Source organism: Parapedomonas caeni, assembly GCF_041060555.1.
GTDB lineage: Bacteria > Pseudomonadota > Alphaproteobacteria > Sphingomonadales > Sphingomonadaceae > CAUJIW01.
In genome coordinates this window covers 33,773-51,204 of record NZ_JBEUDS010000009.1, presented here as the reverse complement: position 1 = coordinate 51,204, position 17,432 = coordinate 33,773, and the positions used below count along the sequence as shown (strand labels likewise).

At 69.1% G+C, this 17,432-nt stretch carries 18 protein-coding genes; 11 read left to right on the top strand and 7 right to left on the bottom strand.

The features are described from left to right. Positions 1-57 precede the first annotated feature (57 nt). From ABU113_RS08185 to ABU113_RS08165, 5 genes are all read left to right on the top strand, one after another. Complete coding sequence (locus tag ABU113_RS08185; RefSeq protein WP_454559016.1) at positions 58-792, top strand: tetratricopeptide repeat protein; 735 nt, start codon at positions 58-60, stop codon at positions 790-792. After that, complete coding sequence (locus ABU113_RS08180; RefSeq protein ID WP_454559015.1) at positions 792-2,105, top strand: outer membrane protein assembly factor BamB family protein; 1,314 nt, start codon at positions 792-794, stop codon at positions 2,103-2,105. Before ABU113_RS08185 ends, ABU113_RS08180 begins: the two co-directional genes overlap by 1 nt. A 121-nt stretch (positions 2,106-2,226) precedes the next feature. Then, complete coding sequence (gene der / locus ABU113_RS08175) at positions 2,227-3,615, top strand: ribosome biogenesis GTPase Der (protein WP_454559014.1); 1,389 nt, start codon at positions 2,227-2,229, stop codon at positions 3,613-3,615. A gap of 20 nt (positions 3,616-3,635) precedes the next feature. Next, entirely contained in the window at positions 3,636-4,610 is a 975-nt protein-coding gene (locus ABU113_RS08170) for a magnesium transporter CorA family protein (protein WP_454559013.1), read from the top strand. 253 nt (positions 4,611-4,863) lie between these two features. Continuing rightward, the gene (locus tag ABU113_RS08165) at positions 4,864-5,340 is read left to right on the top strand and encodes a hypothetical protein (protein ID WP_454559012.1); all 477 of its coding nucleotides are present in this window, start codon (positions 4,864-4,866) and stop codon (positions 5,338-5,340) included. Between the two features lie 129 nt (positions 5,341-5,469). On the opposite strand, the gene ABU113_RS08160 is transcribed toward ABU113_RS08165, so the two are convergent. Then, positions 5,470-5,898 carry a GcrA family cell cycle regulator gene (locus ABU113_RS08160; protein ID WP_454559011.1) on the bottom strand — a complete coding sequence of 143 codons (429 nt, stop codon included), beginning with the start codon at positions 5,896-5,898 and terminating at the stop codon, positions 5,470-5,472. 121 nt (positions 5,899-6,019) lie between these two features. Between ABU113_RS08160 and ABU113_RS08155 the strand changes: the two genes are divergently transcribed. Continuing rightward, positions 6,020-6,856 (top strand): ABC transporter permease, encoded by an 837-nt coding sequence (locus ABU113_RS08155; protein WP_454559010.1) that lies wholly within the window; start codon positions 6,020-6,022, stop codon positions 6,854-6,856. Between the two features lie 241 nt (positions 6,857-7,097). Here the strand turns inward: ABU113_RS08155 and nadC are convergent, their stop codons facing one another. From nadC to ABU113_RS08125, 6 genes are all read right to left on the bottom strand, one after another. Then, positions 7,098-7,943, bottom strand: coding sequence for a carboxylating nicotinate-nucleotide diphosphorylase (gene nadC, locus ABU113_RS08150; protein ID WP_454559009.1), 846 nt, complete (start codon positions 7,941-7,943; stop codon positions 7,098-7,100). Between the two features lie 96 nt (positions 7,944-8,039). After that, positions 8,040-9,056, bottom strand: a complete 1,017-nt coding sequence (gene nadA / locus ABU113_RS08145) for a quinolinate synthase NadA (RefSeq protein WP_454559008.1) — start codon at positions 9,054-9,056, stop codon at positions 8,040-8,042. Between the two features lie 95 nt (positions 9,057-9,151). Then, on the bottom strand, positions 9,152-10,036 hold the full coding sequence (locus ABU113_RS08140; protein WP_454559007.1) for an MBL fold metallo-hydrolase: 885 nt from the start codon (positions 10,034-10,036) through the stop codon (positions 9,152-9,154). 149 nt (positions 10,037-10,185) lie between these two features. Further along, positions 10,186-10,578, bottom strand: a complete 393-nt coding sequence (locus ABU113_RS08135; RefSeq protein ID WP_454559006.1) for a YdbL family protein — start codon at positions 10,576-10,578, stop codon at positions 10,186-10,188. 31 nt (positions 10,579-10,609) lie between these two features. Then, positions 10,610-10,768 (bottom strand): YnbE family lipoprotein, encoded by a 159-nt coding sequence (locus ABU113_RS08130; RefSeq protein WP_454559005.1) that lies wholly within the window; start codon positions 10,766-10,768, stop codon positions 10,610-10,612. 139 nt (positions 10,769-10,907) lie between these two features. After that, positions 10,908-14,258 carry an intermembrane phospholipid transport protein YdbH family protein gene (locus ABU113_RS08125; RefSeq protein WP_454559004.1) on the bottom strand — a complete coding sequence of 1,117 codons (3,351 nt, stop codon included), beginning with the start codon at positions 14,256-14,258 and terminating at the stop codon, positions 10,908-10,910. Between the two features lie 264 nt (positions 14,259-14,522). Between ABU113_RS08125 and ABU113_RS08120 the strand changes: the two genes are divergently transcribed. From ABU113_RS08120 to ABU113_RS08100, 5 genes are all read left to right on the top strand, one after another. Continuing rightward, the gene (locus ABU113_RS08120) at positions 14,523-14,708 is read left to right on the top strand and encodes a hypothetical protein (RefSeq protein WP_454559003.1); all 186 of its coding nucleotides are present in this window, start codon (positions 14,523-14,525) and stop codon (positions 14,706-14,708) included. Positions 14,709-14,807: 99 nt separating this feature from the next. Beyond that, positions 14,808-15,386, top strand: coding sequence for a YqaA family protein (locus ABU113_RS08115; protein WP_454559002.1), 579 nt, complete (start codon positions 14,808-14,810; stop codon positions 15,384-15,386). Then, on the top strand, positions 15,386-15,871 hold the full coding sequence (locus ABU113_RS08110) for a disulfide bond formation protein B (protein ID WP_454559001.1): 486 nt from the start codon (positions 15,386-15,388) through the stop codon (positions 15,869-15,871). Before ABU113_RS08115 ends, ABU113_RS08110 begins: the two co-directional genes overlap by 1 nt. Before the next feature lie 65 nt (positions 15,872-15,936). Then, positions 15,937-16,428, top strand: a complete 492-nt coding sequence (locus tag ABU113_RS08105; protein ID WP_454559084.1) for a demethoxyubiquinone hydroxylase family protein — start codon at positions 15,937-15,939, stop codon at positions 16,426-16,428. A gap of 35 nt (positions 16,429-16,463) precedes the next feature. Then, positions 16,464-17,432 carry an isoaspartyl peptidase/L-asparaginase family protein gene (locus tag ABU113_RS08100; RefSeq protein WP_454559000.1) on the top strand — a complete coding sequence of 323 codons (969 nt, stop codon included), beginning with the start codon at positions 16,464-16,466 and terminating at the stop codon, positions 17,430-17,432.

Genomic DNA, 17,432 nt, shown 5'->3' with positions numbered 1-17,432 from the left:
GCCGATAGCCCAAGCCGCTAATCTCCGCCGGCAATTCCACTACCCGAAGGGACCAGCGTGGCCACCGAAGACCAGGGCGAAGCCTTTTTACGCGAAGTCGACGAGGAACTGCGCCGCGATCAGCTGGCGTCGATCTGGAGCCGCTACGGCCGGTCCCTGCTGGTGGTCATCGGCCTGCTGCTGGTGGCGCTGGCGGGTTTCCTGTACTGGCGCGAATGGCGGGCCGAGCAGCATGACAAGCAGTCGGACCGGCTGGCGGCGGCACTTGCCCAGCTGGAAGCAGGCGATGCCGACAAGGCGCTGCCCGAGTTGCGCAGTCTGGCCAGCGATGGCTCCGACGGCGTGGCGACACTGGCCCGCTTCGCCGAGGCGGCGCAGCTGATTGGCGTCGGCAAGCGGGAAGAGGCCGCCAAGGCCTTCCAGGCGCTGGCGGACGACAAGGGAATCGAGCCGCCGTTTCGGCAGCTGGCGTCGCTGCGGGTCATCCAGCTGACCTATGATTCGCTGACCGCCGAGCAGGCGATCGCCAGGCTCAAGCCGCTGGCCCAGGATGGCGCGCCGTGGTTCGGCCCGGCCGGCGAGCTGCTGGCCGCGACCTACCTCAAGAACAACCAGCCGGAGCTGGCGCGGCCGCTGTTCGAGGCGATCGCCGGCAACAAGGACGTGGCGCCCAGCCTGCGGGCGCGCGCCGCCCAGATGACCTCGATGCTGCCGGAGGCCGACACCGCCACCGCCGCCGCGTCCGATGACGCGGCCGCCGCGCCGGCCGCGCCCCAACCGGAGACCAAATGATGACCCGCGTTCGTATCGTCGCCCTCATGGGTCTGGTGCTGCTGGCGGGCTGTTCGGGCAACAAGCAGGACAAGACTCCGGTGCGTGGCGAGCGCATTCCGGTGCTGGCGTTCGAGCAGCAGATCGACCCCGATCCGATGATCGCCGACCTCAAGGTGACGCTGCCGGCGCCCTACGAGAATGCTGACTGGGCCCAGCCCGGCGGCGCGCCGGGCAAGGCGATGCACCATCTGGCGCTGCCGGCGCGACTGTCACGTGCCTGGCGGGCGTCCATCGGTGACGGCTCCAGCAAGACCGCCCAGCTGGTGGCGACCCCGGTCGTTGCCGACGGCAAGCTGTTCGCCATCGACACCCAGGCGCGGGTGGTGGCGCTGGATGCGCGCACCGGCCAGAAGCTCTGGACCCGCCAGTTCAGCAAGAAGAAGGAGGGCAAGTCGCTGGCGTTCGGCGGCGGCGTGTCCTACGGCGACGGCAAGCTGGTGGCCACCACCGGCTACGGTATCGTCGCCGCGCTCGATCCCGATACCGGCGCGGTGCTGTGGTCGGTGGACAAGACCCTGCCGCTGCGGGGCGGCGCCACCGTCGCCCAGGGCCGGGTGTTCGTGCTGACCCAGGACAACGAGCTTTACGCGCTGTCGCTGGACGACGGCAAGGAGCTGTGGGACGCCGCCGGTATCGCCGAGAATGCCGGCCTGCTGGGCGCGGCACCGCCGGCGGTGTCGGCCGATACGCTGGTGGTCGGCTATTCCTCCGGTGAGCTCAACGCCCTGCGGGTCGAGAACGGCCGCGTCACCTGGCAGGATTCGCTGTCGCGTACCGGCCGGCTGAATGCGCTGTCGTCGCTGGTGGACATCGACGGCGCCCCGGTGATCGATCGCGGCCGGGTGTTCGCCATCGGCCACGGTGGCCGCATGGCGGCGCTGGAACTGGCGACCGGTGAGCGGGTGTGGGAGGCCAATCTTGGCGGCGTCCATGCGCCATGGGTGGCCGGTGATTTCCTTTACATCGTCACCAATGACAGCGAGGTGGTGTGTCTCACCCGCCGCGACGGCCGCATCCGCTGGATCGCCCGCCTGCAACGCTATGAGAATGTCAAGAAGAAGAAGGGGCTGGTCAGCTGGGCCGGGCCGGTGCTGGGCGGCGATCGTCTGGTGCTGACCTCGTCGAACGGCTACGTCGCCACCCTGTCGCCCTACACCGGCGACATCCTGTCGGTGGAAAAGCTCGGCGACGGCACCTACCTGCCGCCGATCATTGCCGGCAACACGCTCTATGCCATCACCGACGATGGCGATGTGGCGGCCTATCGCTGAGCCGCCGCCGGCGCCGCCGGCGTGGCGCATGATCGCCTGTTTTCCCGTGATCGCCTGATTCGCGGCGGCCATGGTGGCATCCCTGCTTCCATCCCGGCCGATCAGGCTATAAGCACGGGCCATGGACAACAGCGCACAGCCCACCATCGTCATCATCGGCCGGCCCAACGTCGGCAAGTCGACCCTGTTCAACCGGCTGGTCGGCAAGCGGCTGGCGCTGGTCGACGACACGCCGGGGGTCACCCGGGACCGCCGCGAGGGCCAGGGCCGGCTGTTCGACATGAAATTCACCATCGTCGACACGGCGGGGCTGGAGGAGGCCGACGCCGAATCGCTGGCCGGGCGGATGCGCGCCCAGACGGAAGCGGCGCTCGCCGGCGCTGATCTGGCGCTGATGGTGATCGATGCCCGGGCCGGCCTGACGCCGCTCGACCGCCATTTCGCCACCTGGCTGCGCAGCCAGTCGAAGCCCGTGGTGCTGCTGGCCAACAAGGCGGAAGGCAAGGCGGCGGAGGCCGGCTTCTACGAAGCCTATGAACTCGGGCTGGGCGAGCCGGTGGGCATTTCCGCCGAGCATGGCGAGGGCATGGCCGACCTGTATCAGGCGCTGGTCGCCCACCTCGGGCTGCCGCCGGAAGAGGAGGAGGATGACACGCCACCCGCCGAGCCGACACCGGAGGAAGTGGCGGCGGCGCCGTTGCAGCTGGCCATCGTCGGGCGGCCCAACGCCGGCAAGTCGACGCTGGTCAACCGGCTGATCGGCGAGGACCGCCTGGTCACCGGGCCGGAGGCCGGCATCACCCGCGATTCCATCGCCATTCCCTGGGAATGGAAGGGCCGGCCGGTCAAGCTGATCGACACCGCCGGTCTGCGCCGGCGCGCCAGGGTCACCACAAAGCTGGAGAAGCTGTCGGCCGCCGATACCAAGCGGGCCATCGACTTCGCCGAGGTGGTGGTGCTGCTGCTCGATTCGACGCTGGGGCTGGAAGCCCAGGATCTCAAGATCGCCGATCAGGTGCTGGAGGAAGGCCGGGCGCTGGTGATCGCGCTCAACAAGTGGGACGCGGTCGACGACCAGGGCAGCCTCTATCGCGGTGTCGCCAAGGCGCTGGAGGACGGGCTGTCGCAGGTCAAGGGCGTGCCGCTCATCACCTGCTCCGGCGCCACCGGCAAGGGGCTCGACCTGCTGCTGAAAGCCTCGTTCGAGATTCGCGACCTGTGGAGCAAGCGGGTGTCGACGGCCGGTCTCAACCGCTGGTTCTCGGCGGCGCTGGAGCGCAATCCGCCGCCGGCACCGGGCGGCAAGCGGATCAAGCTGCGCTACATCACCCAGGCGCGTATCCGTCCGCCCTCGTTCGTGGTGTTCGGCAACCGGCTCGATGACCTGCCGGACAGTTACCACCGCTATCTGGTCAATTCGCTGCGCGACGATCTGGGTTTCGCCGGCGTGCCGATCCGCATTACCTTCAAGAGCAGCGACAACCCGTTCGCGCGCAAGGACCGGCGGTAGGGCACACCGGGGGAGCGGCCATGCTGAGCGCCTACAGTCTCTCCAGCGGTCAGTTGTCACCCGGTGCCATCAGTGACGGCGTGGAGCGGGCGGTGTGGGTTGATCTGCTCGAACCCACCCGCGAGGAGGAGCGGCAGGTCGAGCAGTCGACCGGGCTCGCCGTGCCCACCCGTGAGGAAATGGCGGAGATCGAAATCTCCAACCGTCTCTACGAGGAGGATGGCGCCAGTTTTGCCACGGTCTCGCTGCTGGTCGGTGCTTCCGCCGACAAGCCGGCCCTGACTCCCGTCACCTTCATTCTCAAGGGCGAGCGCCTGCTCACCGTCCGCTACAGCCCGGTGCGGGCGTTCGAGGCCTTCACGCTGCAGGCCTGCCGGCCGGTGGGGCAGCGCTTCTCCGGCTCGGTCGCCGTGCTGCTGGGGCTGATGGAGGCCGTCGTCAACCGGCTCGCCGACACGCTGGAGCAGAGCGGCGTGTCGCTGGACATCATGGCGCAGAACATCTTCGAGGAGGAAAGCCGGTTCCGCCGCGCCGAGGTGCGGGATTTCCGCAACGTGCTGCGGCGGCTCGGCCGCAAGGGCGACATGCTGTCCAAGGCGCGCGAGAGCCTGGTCAGCCTCGGCCGCATGACCGCGTTTCTGTCGGCGATCATCGAGGCGGATGCCGCGCACAAGGAAAACCGCACCCGGCTGAAATCGATCGGGCGCGATATCGCCGCGCTCACCGACCATGTGAGTTACCTCACCGGGCGCATCAGTCTGCTGCTGGACGCGACGCTGGGTCTCATCAACATGGAGCAGAACGGCATCATCAAGATTTTCTCGGTGGCGGCTGTCATCTTCCTGCCGCCGACGCTGGTCGCGTCCATCTACGGCATGAATTTCGAGCATATGCCGGAGCTGAGGTGGATGCTGGGATACCCCTTTGCCCTGATCATGATGGTCGCCGCCGCGGTGCTTCCCTATGTCTATTTCAAGCGCAAGGGCTGGCTGTGACGCGGGGGGCGGGCCGTGACGCCGAGGCTGGTCGTGCGCGGGGGGCTGGTCTATTCACATCCCATTCAGTAGTTGGCTGCTAGAGCCTGATCGTGAGAGACGCAGGCGTCCCGGCCGTGACCTCGACGATAAACAGGACTTTTATCAACAGGTTGGGCCTTGATTCCTCGTTCATGCCGGGTCACCCTCAACCAGTCATGGTTCCGGGCGGCACGGCGCGGGCGCGAGTTGGAGTGAGATGACGGCGCGGAGCATGATCCCCGGTCTGCTGCTGCTGGCGATGTCGGCAGGCATGATGGCGGCGCATCCCGCAGTGGCGCAGGGGTATGCGCAGCCGATTGTCCGGGTGCCCGATGCCGCCGCGACCGATCGTCCCGACGACACGCCGCCTGCGGCCGCCGACGCCGCGGAGACGGGCGAGCGGATCAGCTGCGTGTCGGTCGATGCCATCCGCCAGGCCGAGATCAAGAGCGACCGGGTGGTCGAGCTGCGCCTGCGCGGCGGCGCCATCTACGAGATGCGACTGGCCGGCCGCTGCCACGGGCTCGCCTTCTATGACGGCTTCTATTACCGCACCACACCGTCACGCCAGCTGTGCGCCGGCATTGATGTCATCATGGCGCGCTCCGGCAGCCGCTGCCCGATCGACGCCTTCGTCCTGGTCGGCAAGGCAAAGGTGAAAAAGGGCAAGGCCGACAAGGCGGAGAAGGCCGAAAGGTCTCCCCGCTAGCGCGATCGCTTCAGGTGGCGCCAGCCCGCGGCGTGAGGTGTGGCGGGCATTTCCGAAAAGGCCCGTTTCCGGAAAGCCCGGCCGCCCGGCATCGGCGAATTTATCGCCGGCCGCCCAGCATCGGCGAATTTATCGCCGGCCGCCCAGCATCGGCGGCATGGGCCGGCGGTCGCGGCGCGGCAGCTGTGCCTGGTAGGCAACCGCGCAGTGCTCGGGGCAATAGGGGAAGCCTGGCTGCACCGGTTTGCCGCAGAAGTGGAAGTCTTCCTCGCCCGGGTGCCCATGCGGCCACTTGCAGACCTTGTCGGAAAGTTCCAGCAGCGTCACCCGTTCCGGCTTCACGACAGGCTTGGGCTTTTTCGGCGCCGGCGGCGCCGCCTTCTTCGGCGCCTCCGCCTTCACCGGCGACGGTCGCGCCTTGAGGCCGAGGCGGTGGGCCTTGCCGATGACGGCGTTGCGCGTCACGCCCTCGCCCAGTTCTTCGGCGATCTGGCTGGCCGACAGGCCCTTTTCCCACAGCCGCTGCAGCAGCTCGATGCGTTCGTCGCTCCAAGACATGGCGTACCTCTAACTCGATTCGCGTCCTACATAAGGACAGTGCGTTCCCTTGGCGAGACCTTGCGGTCGCCTTTGTCACAGGATAGCTGAACGGGACACGTCACGGGAGTCCGCATTCATCATGGCCGAGGCCACCGACATCGCCGCATCGCCCCGCTTCCAGCCGCCGGGTGTGCCGCGCATCGGCGTGGTCAACTGGTACGGCCTTGGTATCCTCTACGCCAAGGAAGTGCGCCGCTTCTGGAAGGTGCAGACCCAGACCATCTGGGCGCCCGCCATCACCACGCTGCTGTTCCTCGCCATCTTCACCGTGGCGCTGGGGCGGGGCGGCCACACCCTGCTGGGTCACCCGTTCGCCAATTTCGTGGCGCCGGGTCTGATCGTCATGGCGATGATCCAGAACGCCTTTGCCAACACCTCCTCGACCATCCTCATCGGCAAGGTCCAGGGCACCATCATCGACGTGCTGATGCCGCCGCTGTCGGCCGGCGAGCTGACGGCGGCGTTCCTCGGCGGCGCCATCACCCGCGCCGTCGCCGTCGGTCTCGCGGTGTGGCTGGCCATGCTGCTGTGGCCGGGTGTCGAGGTCGTGGTGCGTCATGGCTGGGCGGTCGTCTATTACGGCCTGATGGGCGCGGTGATGCTGGGGGCCATGGGCATTCTCACCGGCATGTGGGCCGAGAAGTTCGACCACGCGGCCGCCATCACCAACTTCGTCATCCAGCCGCTGTCGCTGCTGTCGGGCACCTTCTACACACTGGACAAGCTGCACGGTCACTGGGCGGCGGCAAGCCACGCCAACCCGTTCTTCTTCATCATCGACGGCTTCCGCTACGGCTTCCTCGGCGTGTCGGATGGGCCGCTGCTGTTCGGCGCGCTGTTCCTCGCCGGCATCAACCTGGCGCTGGTGGCGCTCACCTACGCGCTGTTCCGCAGCGGCTGGAAGCTGCGCGCCTGACGCCATCTGTCGAGCCCCGCCGCGCGTCGCGGCTTCTGGGGAACATCCGCCACAGGCGCACCCCGGGCCAGGGTGACGGGCGGTGCCTCGTCGCGATTTTTACCAGAAATGAGAAAGATCGAACGCCAACGGACGCCAATCTGGCACACTGATAGGTAAAAAGCAACAACAATCGCTTTATTGCAATAATGGTGGCGATTTCAGGCGGTTGTCGCTGTCGGGCGCGACCTTGAAGCGTTCGTCAGGCCGTCAGGAAGTCGAGCCCGATGTCGACGGCGGGGGCCGACTGGGTGACCCGACCCACCGACACGTAGGTGACGCCGGTCTCGGCGATGGCGCGGACGGTGTCCAGCCGCACCCCGCCGGAGGCTTCGGTCGGCACCCGGCCGGCGATCAGCGCCACCGCCTGGCGCAGGGTGGCCGGGTCCATGTTGTCGAGTAGCAGCCGGTCGGCGCCGGCGGCCAGCGCCGGTTCGATCTGGTCGAGGCGGTCCACCTCGACCTGGATGCCGGCAAGGCCGGCGCCCTTGGCCGCGCTCACCGCCTCGGTGATGCCGCCGGCGACGGCGATGTGGTTGTCCTTGATCAGCACGCCGTCGAACAGGCCGATGCGGTGGTTGGCCGCGCCGCCCATGCGGGTGGCGTATTTCTCCAGCAGCCGCAGGCCCGGCAGGGTCTTGCGGGTGTCGAGCAGGGTGGCGCCGGTGCCGGCGATGGCGTCGACATACTGGCGGGTCAGCGTGGCGATGCCCGAGAGGTGCTGCGCGGTGTTGAGCGCCGAGCGTTCGGCGGTCAGCAGCGCGCGGGCGTTGCCGGTGATGGTCATCAGCACGTCGCCGGCGGCCAGCCGGGCGCCGTCCTCGGCGGCGATCTCGATGGTGCAGTCGGGGTCGAGGGTGCGGAAGAACTCGGCGGCGAGCGCCAGCCCGGCGACGACGATCGGCTCGCGGGTCGCCATCACCGCCTTCAGCCGGGCATCGGCGGGAATGGTGGCCGCCGAGGTGATGTCGCCGACGTCGCCGAGATCCTCGGCCAGCGTTGAACGGATGAAGGCGTCGCGTTCAGCGTCGGACAGCGGCAGCGGCATGGGCGAACTCCTTGGCGGTCTCGGCAGGGGTCTTGTTAGCGGGCGCACGGCCACGGGCGGCCGCGCGGGCGCGGAATGGCTGGACCGGGGTGGGGCTCAGCCGTTGGGCAGGTCGGGCTGGCCGGCGGCCCTGGGCGCCATGTCCAGCATCCGGTTGAGCGACTGCAGCGCCTTCACCCGGGTTGCCTCCGGCACCTCGATCCGGGGTGTCAGGTCACGCAGGCAGAGATAGACCTTCTCCAGCGTGTTCAGCCCCATGTAGGGGCAGTTGTTGCAGTTGCAGTTGCCGTCGGCGCCGGGCGCGCCGATGAAGGTCTTGTGGGGGGCGGCCAGCCGCATCTGGTGGATGATGTGCGGCTCGGTGGCGACGATGATGGTGTCGGCGTCGCTTTCCAGCGCGAACTTCAGGATGCCCGAGGTGGCGCCGACATAATCGGCATGGTCGAGGATGAAGCCCGGGCATTCCGGGTGGGCGGCCACCGGCGCATCGGGGTGCCGGGCCTTGAGCTTGATCAGCTCGGACTCCGAGAAGTTCTCGTGCACGATGCACGAGCCCGGCCACAGCAGCATGTCGCGGCCGGTCTTGCGGTTGAGATAGGCGCCCAGATGCCGGTCGGGGGCGAAGATGATCTTCTGGTCCGCCGGCAGCTGGCCGATGATGTGCTCGGCCGACGACGAGGTGACGATGATGTCCGACAGCGCCTTCACCTCGGCCGAGCAGTTGATGTAGGTGAGCGCGATGTGGTCCGGGTGGGCGGCGCGGAACTTCGCGAAATCCCCGGGCGGACAGCTGTCCTCCAGGCTGCAGCCGGCGTTGAGGTCGGGCAGCACCACGGTCTTGTGCGGCGACAGGATCTTCGCCACTTCCGCCATGAAGCGCACGCCGCAGAACACGATGACCTCGGCGTCGGTGGCGGCCGCCTTGCGCGACAGGTCGAGCGAGTCGCCGACGAAGTCGGCGAGATCCTGGATCTGCGCCTCCTGGTAATAGTGGGCGAGGATGACGGCGTTCTTCTCGCGCCGCAGCCGGTTGATCTCGGCAATCAGGTCGGTTCCCGGCGCCGGCCGCTCGCGGCCCACCAGCGGATCGGGGAATGTCAGTCGGGCGTCCATGTCGTCTCACCTCCCGGCGGAGGCAACCTCCGCGTCTGGGTCGCTTATGTGGCGTGTGACGGCCGCTCGGGCAAGGGCAAAGGGGGAAGGCGAGTTTACAGCAGCCGGTAGACGTCGCCATCGCGCCCGACCCGGCCCTGGGCTTCCAGATCGATCAGGTGGGCCAGCACCGAGCGGCCGGCGGCGGGGTGCAGGTGCCTCGGCGTGGTGGCGTAGAGTTGCTCCACCATCGCCGGAATGGTGGCCGGGCCATCGCCCAGCACCTTGACGATCTGCGCCTCGCGCATCTTGCGGTGGTTGATGAGCGCCCGCAGGAACGGCTTGGGCTTGTCCACCGCCGGGCCGTGGGTCGGGTAGAGCACGCGGTCCTCGCGCTCCAGCAGCTTGCGCAGGCTGTCCACATAGGCCCGCATGTCGCCATCCGGCGGCGTGACGACGCTGGTGGACCAGCCCATCACATGGTCGCCGGTGAACAGCGCCTGCTCCTCCTCCAGCGCGAAGCACAGGTGGGTCGAGGTATGGCCCGGCGTGTGGACCGCCCGCAGCGTCCAGCCCGGGCCGTGCACCGCCTCGCCGTCGGCGAGGATGCGGTCCGGCGCGTAGCTGCGGTCCACCGATTCGTCGCCCTGGCCTGCCGCTTCCTCCATCATCGGCACCTGGGCACAGCCGACGACGACGGCGCCGGTGGCGGCCTTCAGCGCCGGGCTGGCCGGGGAATGGTCGCGGTGGGTGTGGGTGACCACGAGGTGGCTCACCGTTTCGCCGGCGACCGCCGCCAGCACCGCCTCGATATGTTCGGGCAGGGCCGGGCCGGGGTCGATGATGGCGACGGTGCCGTGGCCGATGATGTAGGTGCCGGTGCCGGTGTAGGTGAAGGCGCTGGGGTTGCGGGCGATCACGCGGCGGATCAGCGGGCTCACCACCAGCGGCGCGCCATAGCGCACCTCCGGCTCCTGCTGGAATGTCACGTCATCGCTCATTCACGCCGCTCCCCGCACGCATTGCCGGCATTTTGCCCCCGCCATCCGGCGGTCAGGGCCGACACTTCGGGATCACGCATAGCGGCGCGGCGGGTGGGCGCAAGCGTTAAAGCCATGCGTCCACGCCGCGGCGGCCGGAGAGGCGCGGCTTACTGCGGGCAATAGGGCGGCAGCTTCACCGGCTCGGAGCCCTTGCGCTGCACCCAGGCGCCGGTCTCGGTGCGGTAGAATTCGCCGGGGGCGACGCGGGTCTTGAACAGCTCGCACGCCGTGGCACCGGCGACGTCGTTCACCGAGGCGCCCTTCTTGGCGGCAAGGTCGGTATAGACCGCCCGGCGCTTGATGTTGATCTGGTCGACCCGCGCCTTCACGTCGGCGGAGGCGCCGCCCTTGATGCCGAGATAGCCGTCGGCCTGCTCGCCGACCTGGCCGGCGGCACGCGCCTGTTCCACCACCGTGTCGGCCAGCGCGACGGCGGGCGTCGCCATGCCAAGGGCGAAGGCCAGGGCCAGCGGCGTCATGAAGGAAGAGATTTTGGTCATGATGAACTCCGTAAGGGTAGCCGCGGCGGCGTCAGAACACGCCCGGGTTGCTCTTGATCAGATCCTGCACGTCCTTCTCAAGCCGGTAGACAACCTCCTGCTTGATGTTGACGTTGAGCGTGATCTCGATCGGCTTGTCCGGCGCCTGGACCTTGACGCAACCGCCCAGCAGGCCGGCTCCCAGGGCCATCGTCAGGCCTCCCATCATCACAGCGGCTGACCGCATCATCATCTCCTGTTGCCTTTGTTCCGGTGTACGGCCAGCGCCAGCCCGGCGTCAATGTGATGCCATCCTGGCGCAACCGCGATGAACTGGCGCTGAACTGGAATCATTGCGGCTTTTCCGGCGCGGTCGCTGCCGCGTCCTCGTCGAGCGCCTGCTTCAGTGCCTTCTCCGGCTGGGCGAACTCGGCGAAGGAACGGGCGAGCCTGCCGAACGGTGCGCGGATGTTGACGTTGAACCTGAAGGGCAGACCCGAGGCCTTGAGCATCCGCACGCCCGGCATCGGCGCCACGTCGGCGTTGGTGACCCCGGCGAAGCGGATGGCGGTCACCAGGTCGCCGGCGAGGTCGCCGTCGACCTCGAAGATGATGCTGTCGTAGCGGAAGCTGCGCAACGCATCGAAGGCGATCTGGCCCTGACCCAGTTCGCCCTTGCGGCCAACGTCGCCGGTGTAGGCGATCAGGCCGCCGTTCTTCGAATGAAGCTCGCCGCCGCGGATGGCGGCGCCGCTGCGGCTGAGCACCAGCGGCATCTCGCCATCGACGGTGCCGGTGGCCGCAAGGCTGCTCAGCTGCATCTGGGCGAGAAAGGTGGCGACGTCGATATCGCTGAGCGTGAGCGTGAGCGTCCGCTGTTCGGTTGCCGGGTCGAGCACCGTCGGCGCCACCGCCAGCGTGCCGCCGGCGAAGGGCCAGCGCACATCTTCCAGCGCCAGCCTGAAGCCGGGCTCCAGATGGAAGCGCAGGGTGCCGTCGGTGATGGCGACGCCGGGGTTGATCCTGGCGATCGTCAACGTCTGTCCCGGCGGCGTGGTGAGCGCGGCCAGATCATCGACATTGACGGTGCCGCTGATACCGTCGATCGGGCCGAGTGCGGCGGTGGCGAACGACAGGTCCGCCAGCGTCACATGGCCGCTGCTTGCCATGCCCCCCGGCGTCCAGCGGGCACGGGCGATGCCCGAGACGCCACCACTGACGTTCTCGATCACGCCGCGCGCCAGTTCGGAGAGCTGGTAGGGCTGGAGATCGGGCGAAAAGGCGAAGTCGCTGACCGTGAACGCCGCATCGCCCGTGCCCGACGCAAGGCTGTGCGTCAGCTGCCAGCGCCCGAGCGTGGCCCCGCCCGCCGCCAGTCGTACCGCGCCGTCGGCGGTCACGGCGCCTTTGGCGAGCCGGGCCTGCCCGTCGGCGATCCGCACCGGGTTGAACATCGGCCGGGTGCCCGTGTCGGCGATGATGGCCGTCACGCCGGTCAGGCGGGCGGTCAGGCCGCCGGCGCTGTCGGTCGCCTCCCAGCGGGCCTGGCCGTCACGCAGGGTGACGCCGCTGGCGCCGTCCCTGGCGTTGAGTCCAGCCATCGCACCGGAGGCCTGCCAGCCCCGCTCGCCGCTGACCAGCGTCGCCGCCAGCGTGGTCGCACGGGCGGTGAGCGCATGGCCGCCATCGCCGCTCAGGGTGAGGGTGGGGGCCTGTACCGAGGCTTCCACCCGAGGGCGCGCGGCGCGGCCGGTGAAGCGCAGCGATGCCGGCCCGGTTTCCAGGCGTGCGGGCCGCTGGCCGCTGGCGTTCGCCACCAGCAGGGACGGTGTGGTAATACCCCCCCCGAGGCGGCCGTCGGCCGCCACGCGCAGGAAGGCGCCACCTTGCGGGCACAACGGAAGCGCCATGCCGCCCAGCGCGGTATCGCCCAGCCGGATATCGCGCGCCGACACCACCATGCAGCCTTCACGGGGCGCGAGAGCGAGGTTGGGGGTGAGTGTCGCCGTCAGGTCGAGCGGAATATCGAGATCGCGTACATGGCCCTCACCCAGCGGACCGGACAGCGTCAGCGCGCCGGAGAGATCGAGGCGCCGCTCGCCATCGGCTTCTCGCAGGGCGAGCGACAGGCTGGGGATGCGCAGGCTGGCCTGGCCCGCCGTCCAGCGGTCGATCACCAGCCGGATGCCGTGATGCGCGGCGTCGCCGGGGGAGCCGGCCTGATGGCTGATCACCGCATTGACGGTCGGCAGGCCACCGCCGGTCAGGCCGGCGCGCCCATCGATCACCATGCCGCCGGCCGGCAGCGCCAGCCGCGCCACCGGACCATCGCCGTCGGCCAGGTCGAGCCGCGCGCCACTGGCGGCGGCCAGCGTGACCTGTCCCGGTACGGTGATCTCGCCGGCGCCGGTGCGCCAGTTGAAGGCAAGTGGCAGGTTCACGGTGAACTGGCGCCCCGCGCGGACCAGGGCCGCGCCGCCGTCGGCGACCAGCGGGCCAGCGGGGGTGCCGGCCAGCGCATCGGCATGCCGCCGGATCTGGCGTTGTCGCGCCGGCGGCAGTGTGCCGCCCGATACCGTGAGCGCGCCCTTGCCATCGGCGAACAGGCCGGTGGCGGTGCGGTCGATCCGCAGCGTCCCCTCCGCCCGCCCATCCCGGGCGGTGAGGGCCGGTGTCGCGACGGCGCCGACACTGAGCAGACCGGTGGCCGCACGCCAGGTGCCGTCGATGCCGTTGCCCCTGGCGACCAGCGTCAGTCGGGCGGCGGGCGTCGAGACGTGGCCTGCGGGCAGTACGGCGCTGGCGGCTCCGGCATCCACCGCCGCCGACCATGTCAGCGGTCGCATCCGGGGGTCAAGGCGCAGGTCGTCAAGCGTCAGCGTGGCGGCCGGTGTTGCCACTACCGCGTCGCCGTGCCGGGCCGATGCCGCGCCGAGTGTCAGCGTGCCACCGAGCGTCGTGATGTCAGGGCTGGCGCGGCCCTCGCCGGTGAGCGTCAGCGTGTCGAGGCGTATGGCGTCAGCGCTCGCAGCCGACGCGGCGGTGCCGCTGAGGGCCAGCGCGAACCCGTGTGCGCTGCTGGTCAGGCGTGCCTTGCCGTTCAGGCGGTCCAGTCGCACGTGGTCGTTGCCAATGCGCGCCGTATCGAGGCGGGCGGTGGCGACAAAGTCGTCGGCCAGCGTACCGCCGGAGTCGATGCGCAGGGTCAGCGGGCCCAGCGGTGTGGCGGCGATCACGCGACCGTCACGAACGATGACGGCAATGCCGGGCACCGCCAGCGGTTCATCGCCGGGCGGCGGCAGCAGCCGGTCGAGCCGCCCGAGCGACAGGCCATTCTCGTCGAGGCGGACACGGGCCACTGGCCGATCGAGCGTAATCCCCGCGATCTCCGGCATCAGCCCCTGCCAGCGCAGGCGGACGATCGCCCGGCGGGCGGTGAAGTCCGGCTGGTCGGTGGCACCGAGCCGCAGGTCGCTGATTTCCAGGCGGGTTGGCGTCAGGGCATCGGAACTGAAGTCGGCGTCGATGCCGCGGCCGCCGAGGTAGCCCTGGGCCGCGAGACCCAGCAGCGGGAAACGCAGCAACCACAGGCTGCCCAGCGTAACGGTCAGCGCTGCACCGGCGACCTTGAGGCGGGTCGCGGTGCGCGCCTTGCGCTCGGCCGGGGCGTCATCGCCAGTGTCGGGCGGGTCCAGTTCCATGTGATCGCCGTGATACACGCACCACAGGTCCGTCGCCTAGCCTTGATCGGCGGCCGTGCCCTCGCCATGGCTCCAACGCCGTGGAGATATTGCGGGGTTAAAGAACACCCATGGGTTGAGTGTTGGGCGTGCCGTTGACTTATGGTGGCATTGATGTATCCATTGCGGGGAATTATACAGTCATAAAACACGCAATGGTTTATCATGTCCGGACGCACAGGACCGTCATTGGCGACAGACCCCCGGCGCGGCACCCGTCGCAAGATGTCGGCGCCCCGGCGCCGCGCATCGGCCCAGGCCCTGCGCGCCTGTCTGGCGCAGTTGATGCAGGAAGCGCTGGATCATGACTTTCGCCTCAGCGCCCTGCACATCAGGGTGGCGATGCTCGAACTGGAAGATGTGCTGGCGCAGGCGGGGCGCGGCGCCGGCGGGCAGGACCGGTTGCCCTGAGCGCGCGCCGGGCGGGAGCCCGCGACGTGAAAAGCCACTGCACCTGCGGCCCTGATCTGCTACACCCGATGCCGTCATGTCTTGTCGAGCGTCAGGCGAATGATCCGGAAACTTTATGATTGGACCATGCGGGTCGCCGAGCATCCGCGGGCAATGTGGGGTCTTGGCGCCATCTCCTTCGCGGAAAGTTCCTTTTTTCCGATCCCGCCCGACGTCGTGGTGGTGCCGATGGTGCTGGCCCGGCGCGAGCAGGCCTGGCTGATCGCCACCGTCTGCACGCTGACCTCGGTGGCCGGCGGGCTGTTCGGCTATGCCATCGGCTATTACCTGATGGAGACGCTGGGGGCCTGGCTGGTGCAGCTCTACGGCATGCAGGCCAAGGCGCACCAGTTCGAGGAAAGTTACGCCGAGTGGGGCCTGTGGGTGATCCTCATCAAGGGTCTCACGCCCATCCCCTACAAGCTGGTGACCATTGTCTCCGGCGCCGCCCACTTCGCGCTGCTGCCGTTCGTCGTCGCCTCGCTGATCACCCGGGGCGCCCGCTTTTTCCTGATCGCGGCGCTGCTCCGGGCCTATGGCGAGCCGATCCGCGACTTTATCGAGCGGCGACTCACCTTGGTCACGACGATGTTTCTCGTCGCCCTGGTGGGCGGTTTCGCGGTGCTGCGGTACATTTGATGTCGGCGTGGTCCCTGCCGCTCTGGCTTGGTGGCGCCACCTCGGCGCTGCTGCTGGCGGGCGCGCTGCTGTTCCAGTATGTCGGCGGCCTGCCGCCGTGCGAGATGTGTCACTGGCAGCGCTGGCCGCATATCGCTGCCGTGGTGCTGGCGGTGCTGGGCGGCTGGCTGCTGGCCCGCGGCACGACGGGGGTGGCGCGGCTGGCGGCGTCTGGTGCCGGCCTGGCATTGCTGACGACCGGCGGCATCGGCGTGTTCCACGTCGGGGTCGAGCAGGGCTGGTGGCAGGGCATCACCCGGTGTGCCGCCTCCGGCAGTGCCAGCAGTCTCAACGATATCATGGCCGAGGTCATGGCGGCGCCGCTGGTGCGTTGCGATGCCATCCCCTGGTCGCTGTTCGGCGTGTCGATGGCGGGCTATAACGCCCTCATCTCGCTTGGCATGGGAGCAATCGTGCTATGGCTCAGCCTGAAATCCCGACCGTGACACCGCCGCCGGTGCGCCCCGCACGGCTGCCCGGCGACCTGCCGCTGGCGGCCGGGAAGGCGCGCATGATCCGGGTCGACCAGGCCGGCGAATATGGCGCCGTGCGCATCTATGCAGGCCAGCTTGCCGTCATGGGGTCGCGTCATGCCCATTCGGGTGAAATCCGCCACATGGCGGATCAGGAACGGGTGCATCTCGACACTTTCAACCGGATGATGACCGAGCGCGGCGTGCGGCCGACCCTGTTGCAGCCGTTCTGGCACGTTGCCGGTTTCGCGCTGGGCGCGGCGACGGCGCTGATCGGCCCCAAGGCGGCGATGGCCTGCACGGCGGCGGTGGAAGAGGTGATCGAGCAGCATTACGCCGACCAGCTCGACCGGCTCGGCGATGACGACGCCGAGCTGGCCGACACCATCCGTCAGTTCCGCGAAGAGGAAATCGAACACAAGGACGCGGCGATCGCCCACGGCGCGGAACAGGCGCCGGCCTATCCGCTGCTGTCGGCGGCGATCAAGACCGGCTGCCGGCTGGCGATCAGGCTCGCCGAGCGCCTTTGACGCGGGCGCCGCTGCCGGCGTCCTTGGGAGTCTGCATGAGCATGTCCGTCTCCGCCACTCCGACGGGTCACACCGATGGTGACCCCGGCAGCCGATACGCCGTCGCCGTCCATGGCGGTGCCGGCCGCTATGGCGCCGACCAGTTCAGCGATGCGCAGAAGGCGGCCTATCATGCCGCGCTGGCCGAGGCGCTGGCGGCGGCGCGGGCGGTGCTGGAGGTGGACGGCACGGCGGTGGACGCGGCGGAGGCTGCCATTGTCGTGCTGGAGGATACGCCTCTGTTCAACGCCGGTCGCGGCGCGGTGCTGACGCATGAGGGGGTCGCCGAACTTGACGCGGCAATCATGGACGGGGCGACGCTGGCCGCCGGCAGTGTCGCCGGCGTCACCACCACGCGTTGGCCCATTCGTGCCGCCCGCGCGGTGATGGAAAAGTCGGAGCATGTCATGCTCCAGGGCGCCGGCGCCGACGCCTTCGCGCGCGCGGCGGGGCTGGAGCAGGTGGCCAACAGCTACTTCGTCACGCCTGAGCGCCAGCGGCAGCTGGAGCGCGCCCGGGCGCGCGGGGAAGCCGCCAACATTTCGAAGTTCGGCACGGTGGGCGCCGTGGTGCGGGATCGCCACGGCAATCTCGCGGCGGCGACCTCGACCGGCGGGCTGACCAACAAGCGCTGGGGCCGGGTCGGCGACTCGCCGGTCATCGGCGCCGGCACCTATGCCGACAATGCCTCCTGCGCTGTCTCGGCGACCGGCCATGGCGAGTACTTCATCCGCGCGACGGTGGCGCGCACCATCTGCGCGCTGGTGGAGATGAAGGGCATGGCACTGGCCGACGCGGTGCGCCAGGTGGTCCATGGCAAGCTGGTGGCACTCGGCGGCGAGGGTGGCGTCATTGCCGTCGACGCGCACGGCAACATCGTGCTGGAGACCAACATCGCCGGCATGTTCCGAGGCTGGCAGCGCGAGGGCGAGCCGCCCCGCACCGCCATCATGGCCGACGAATAG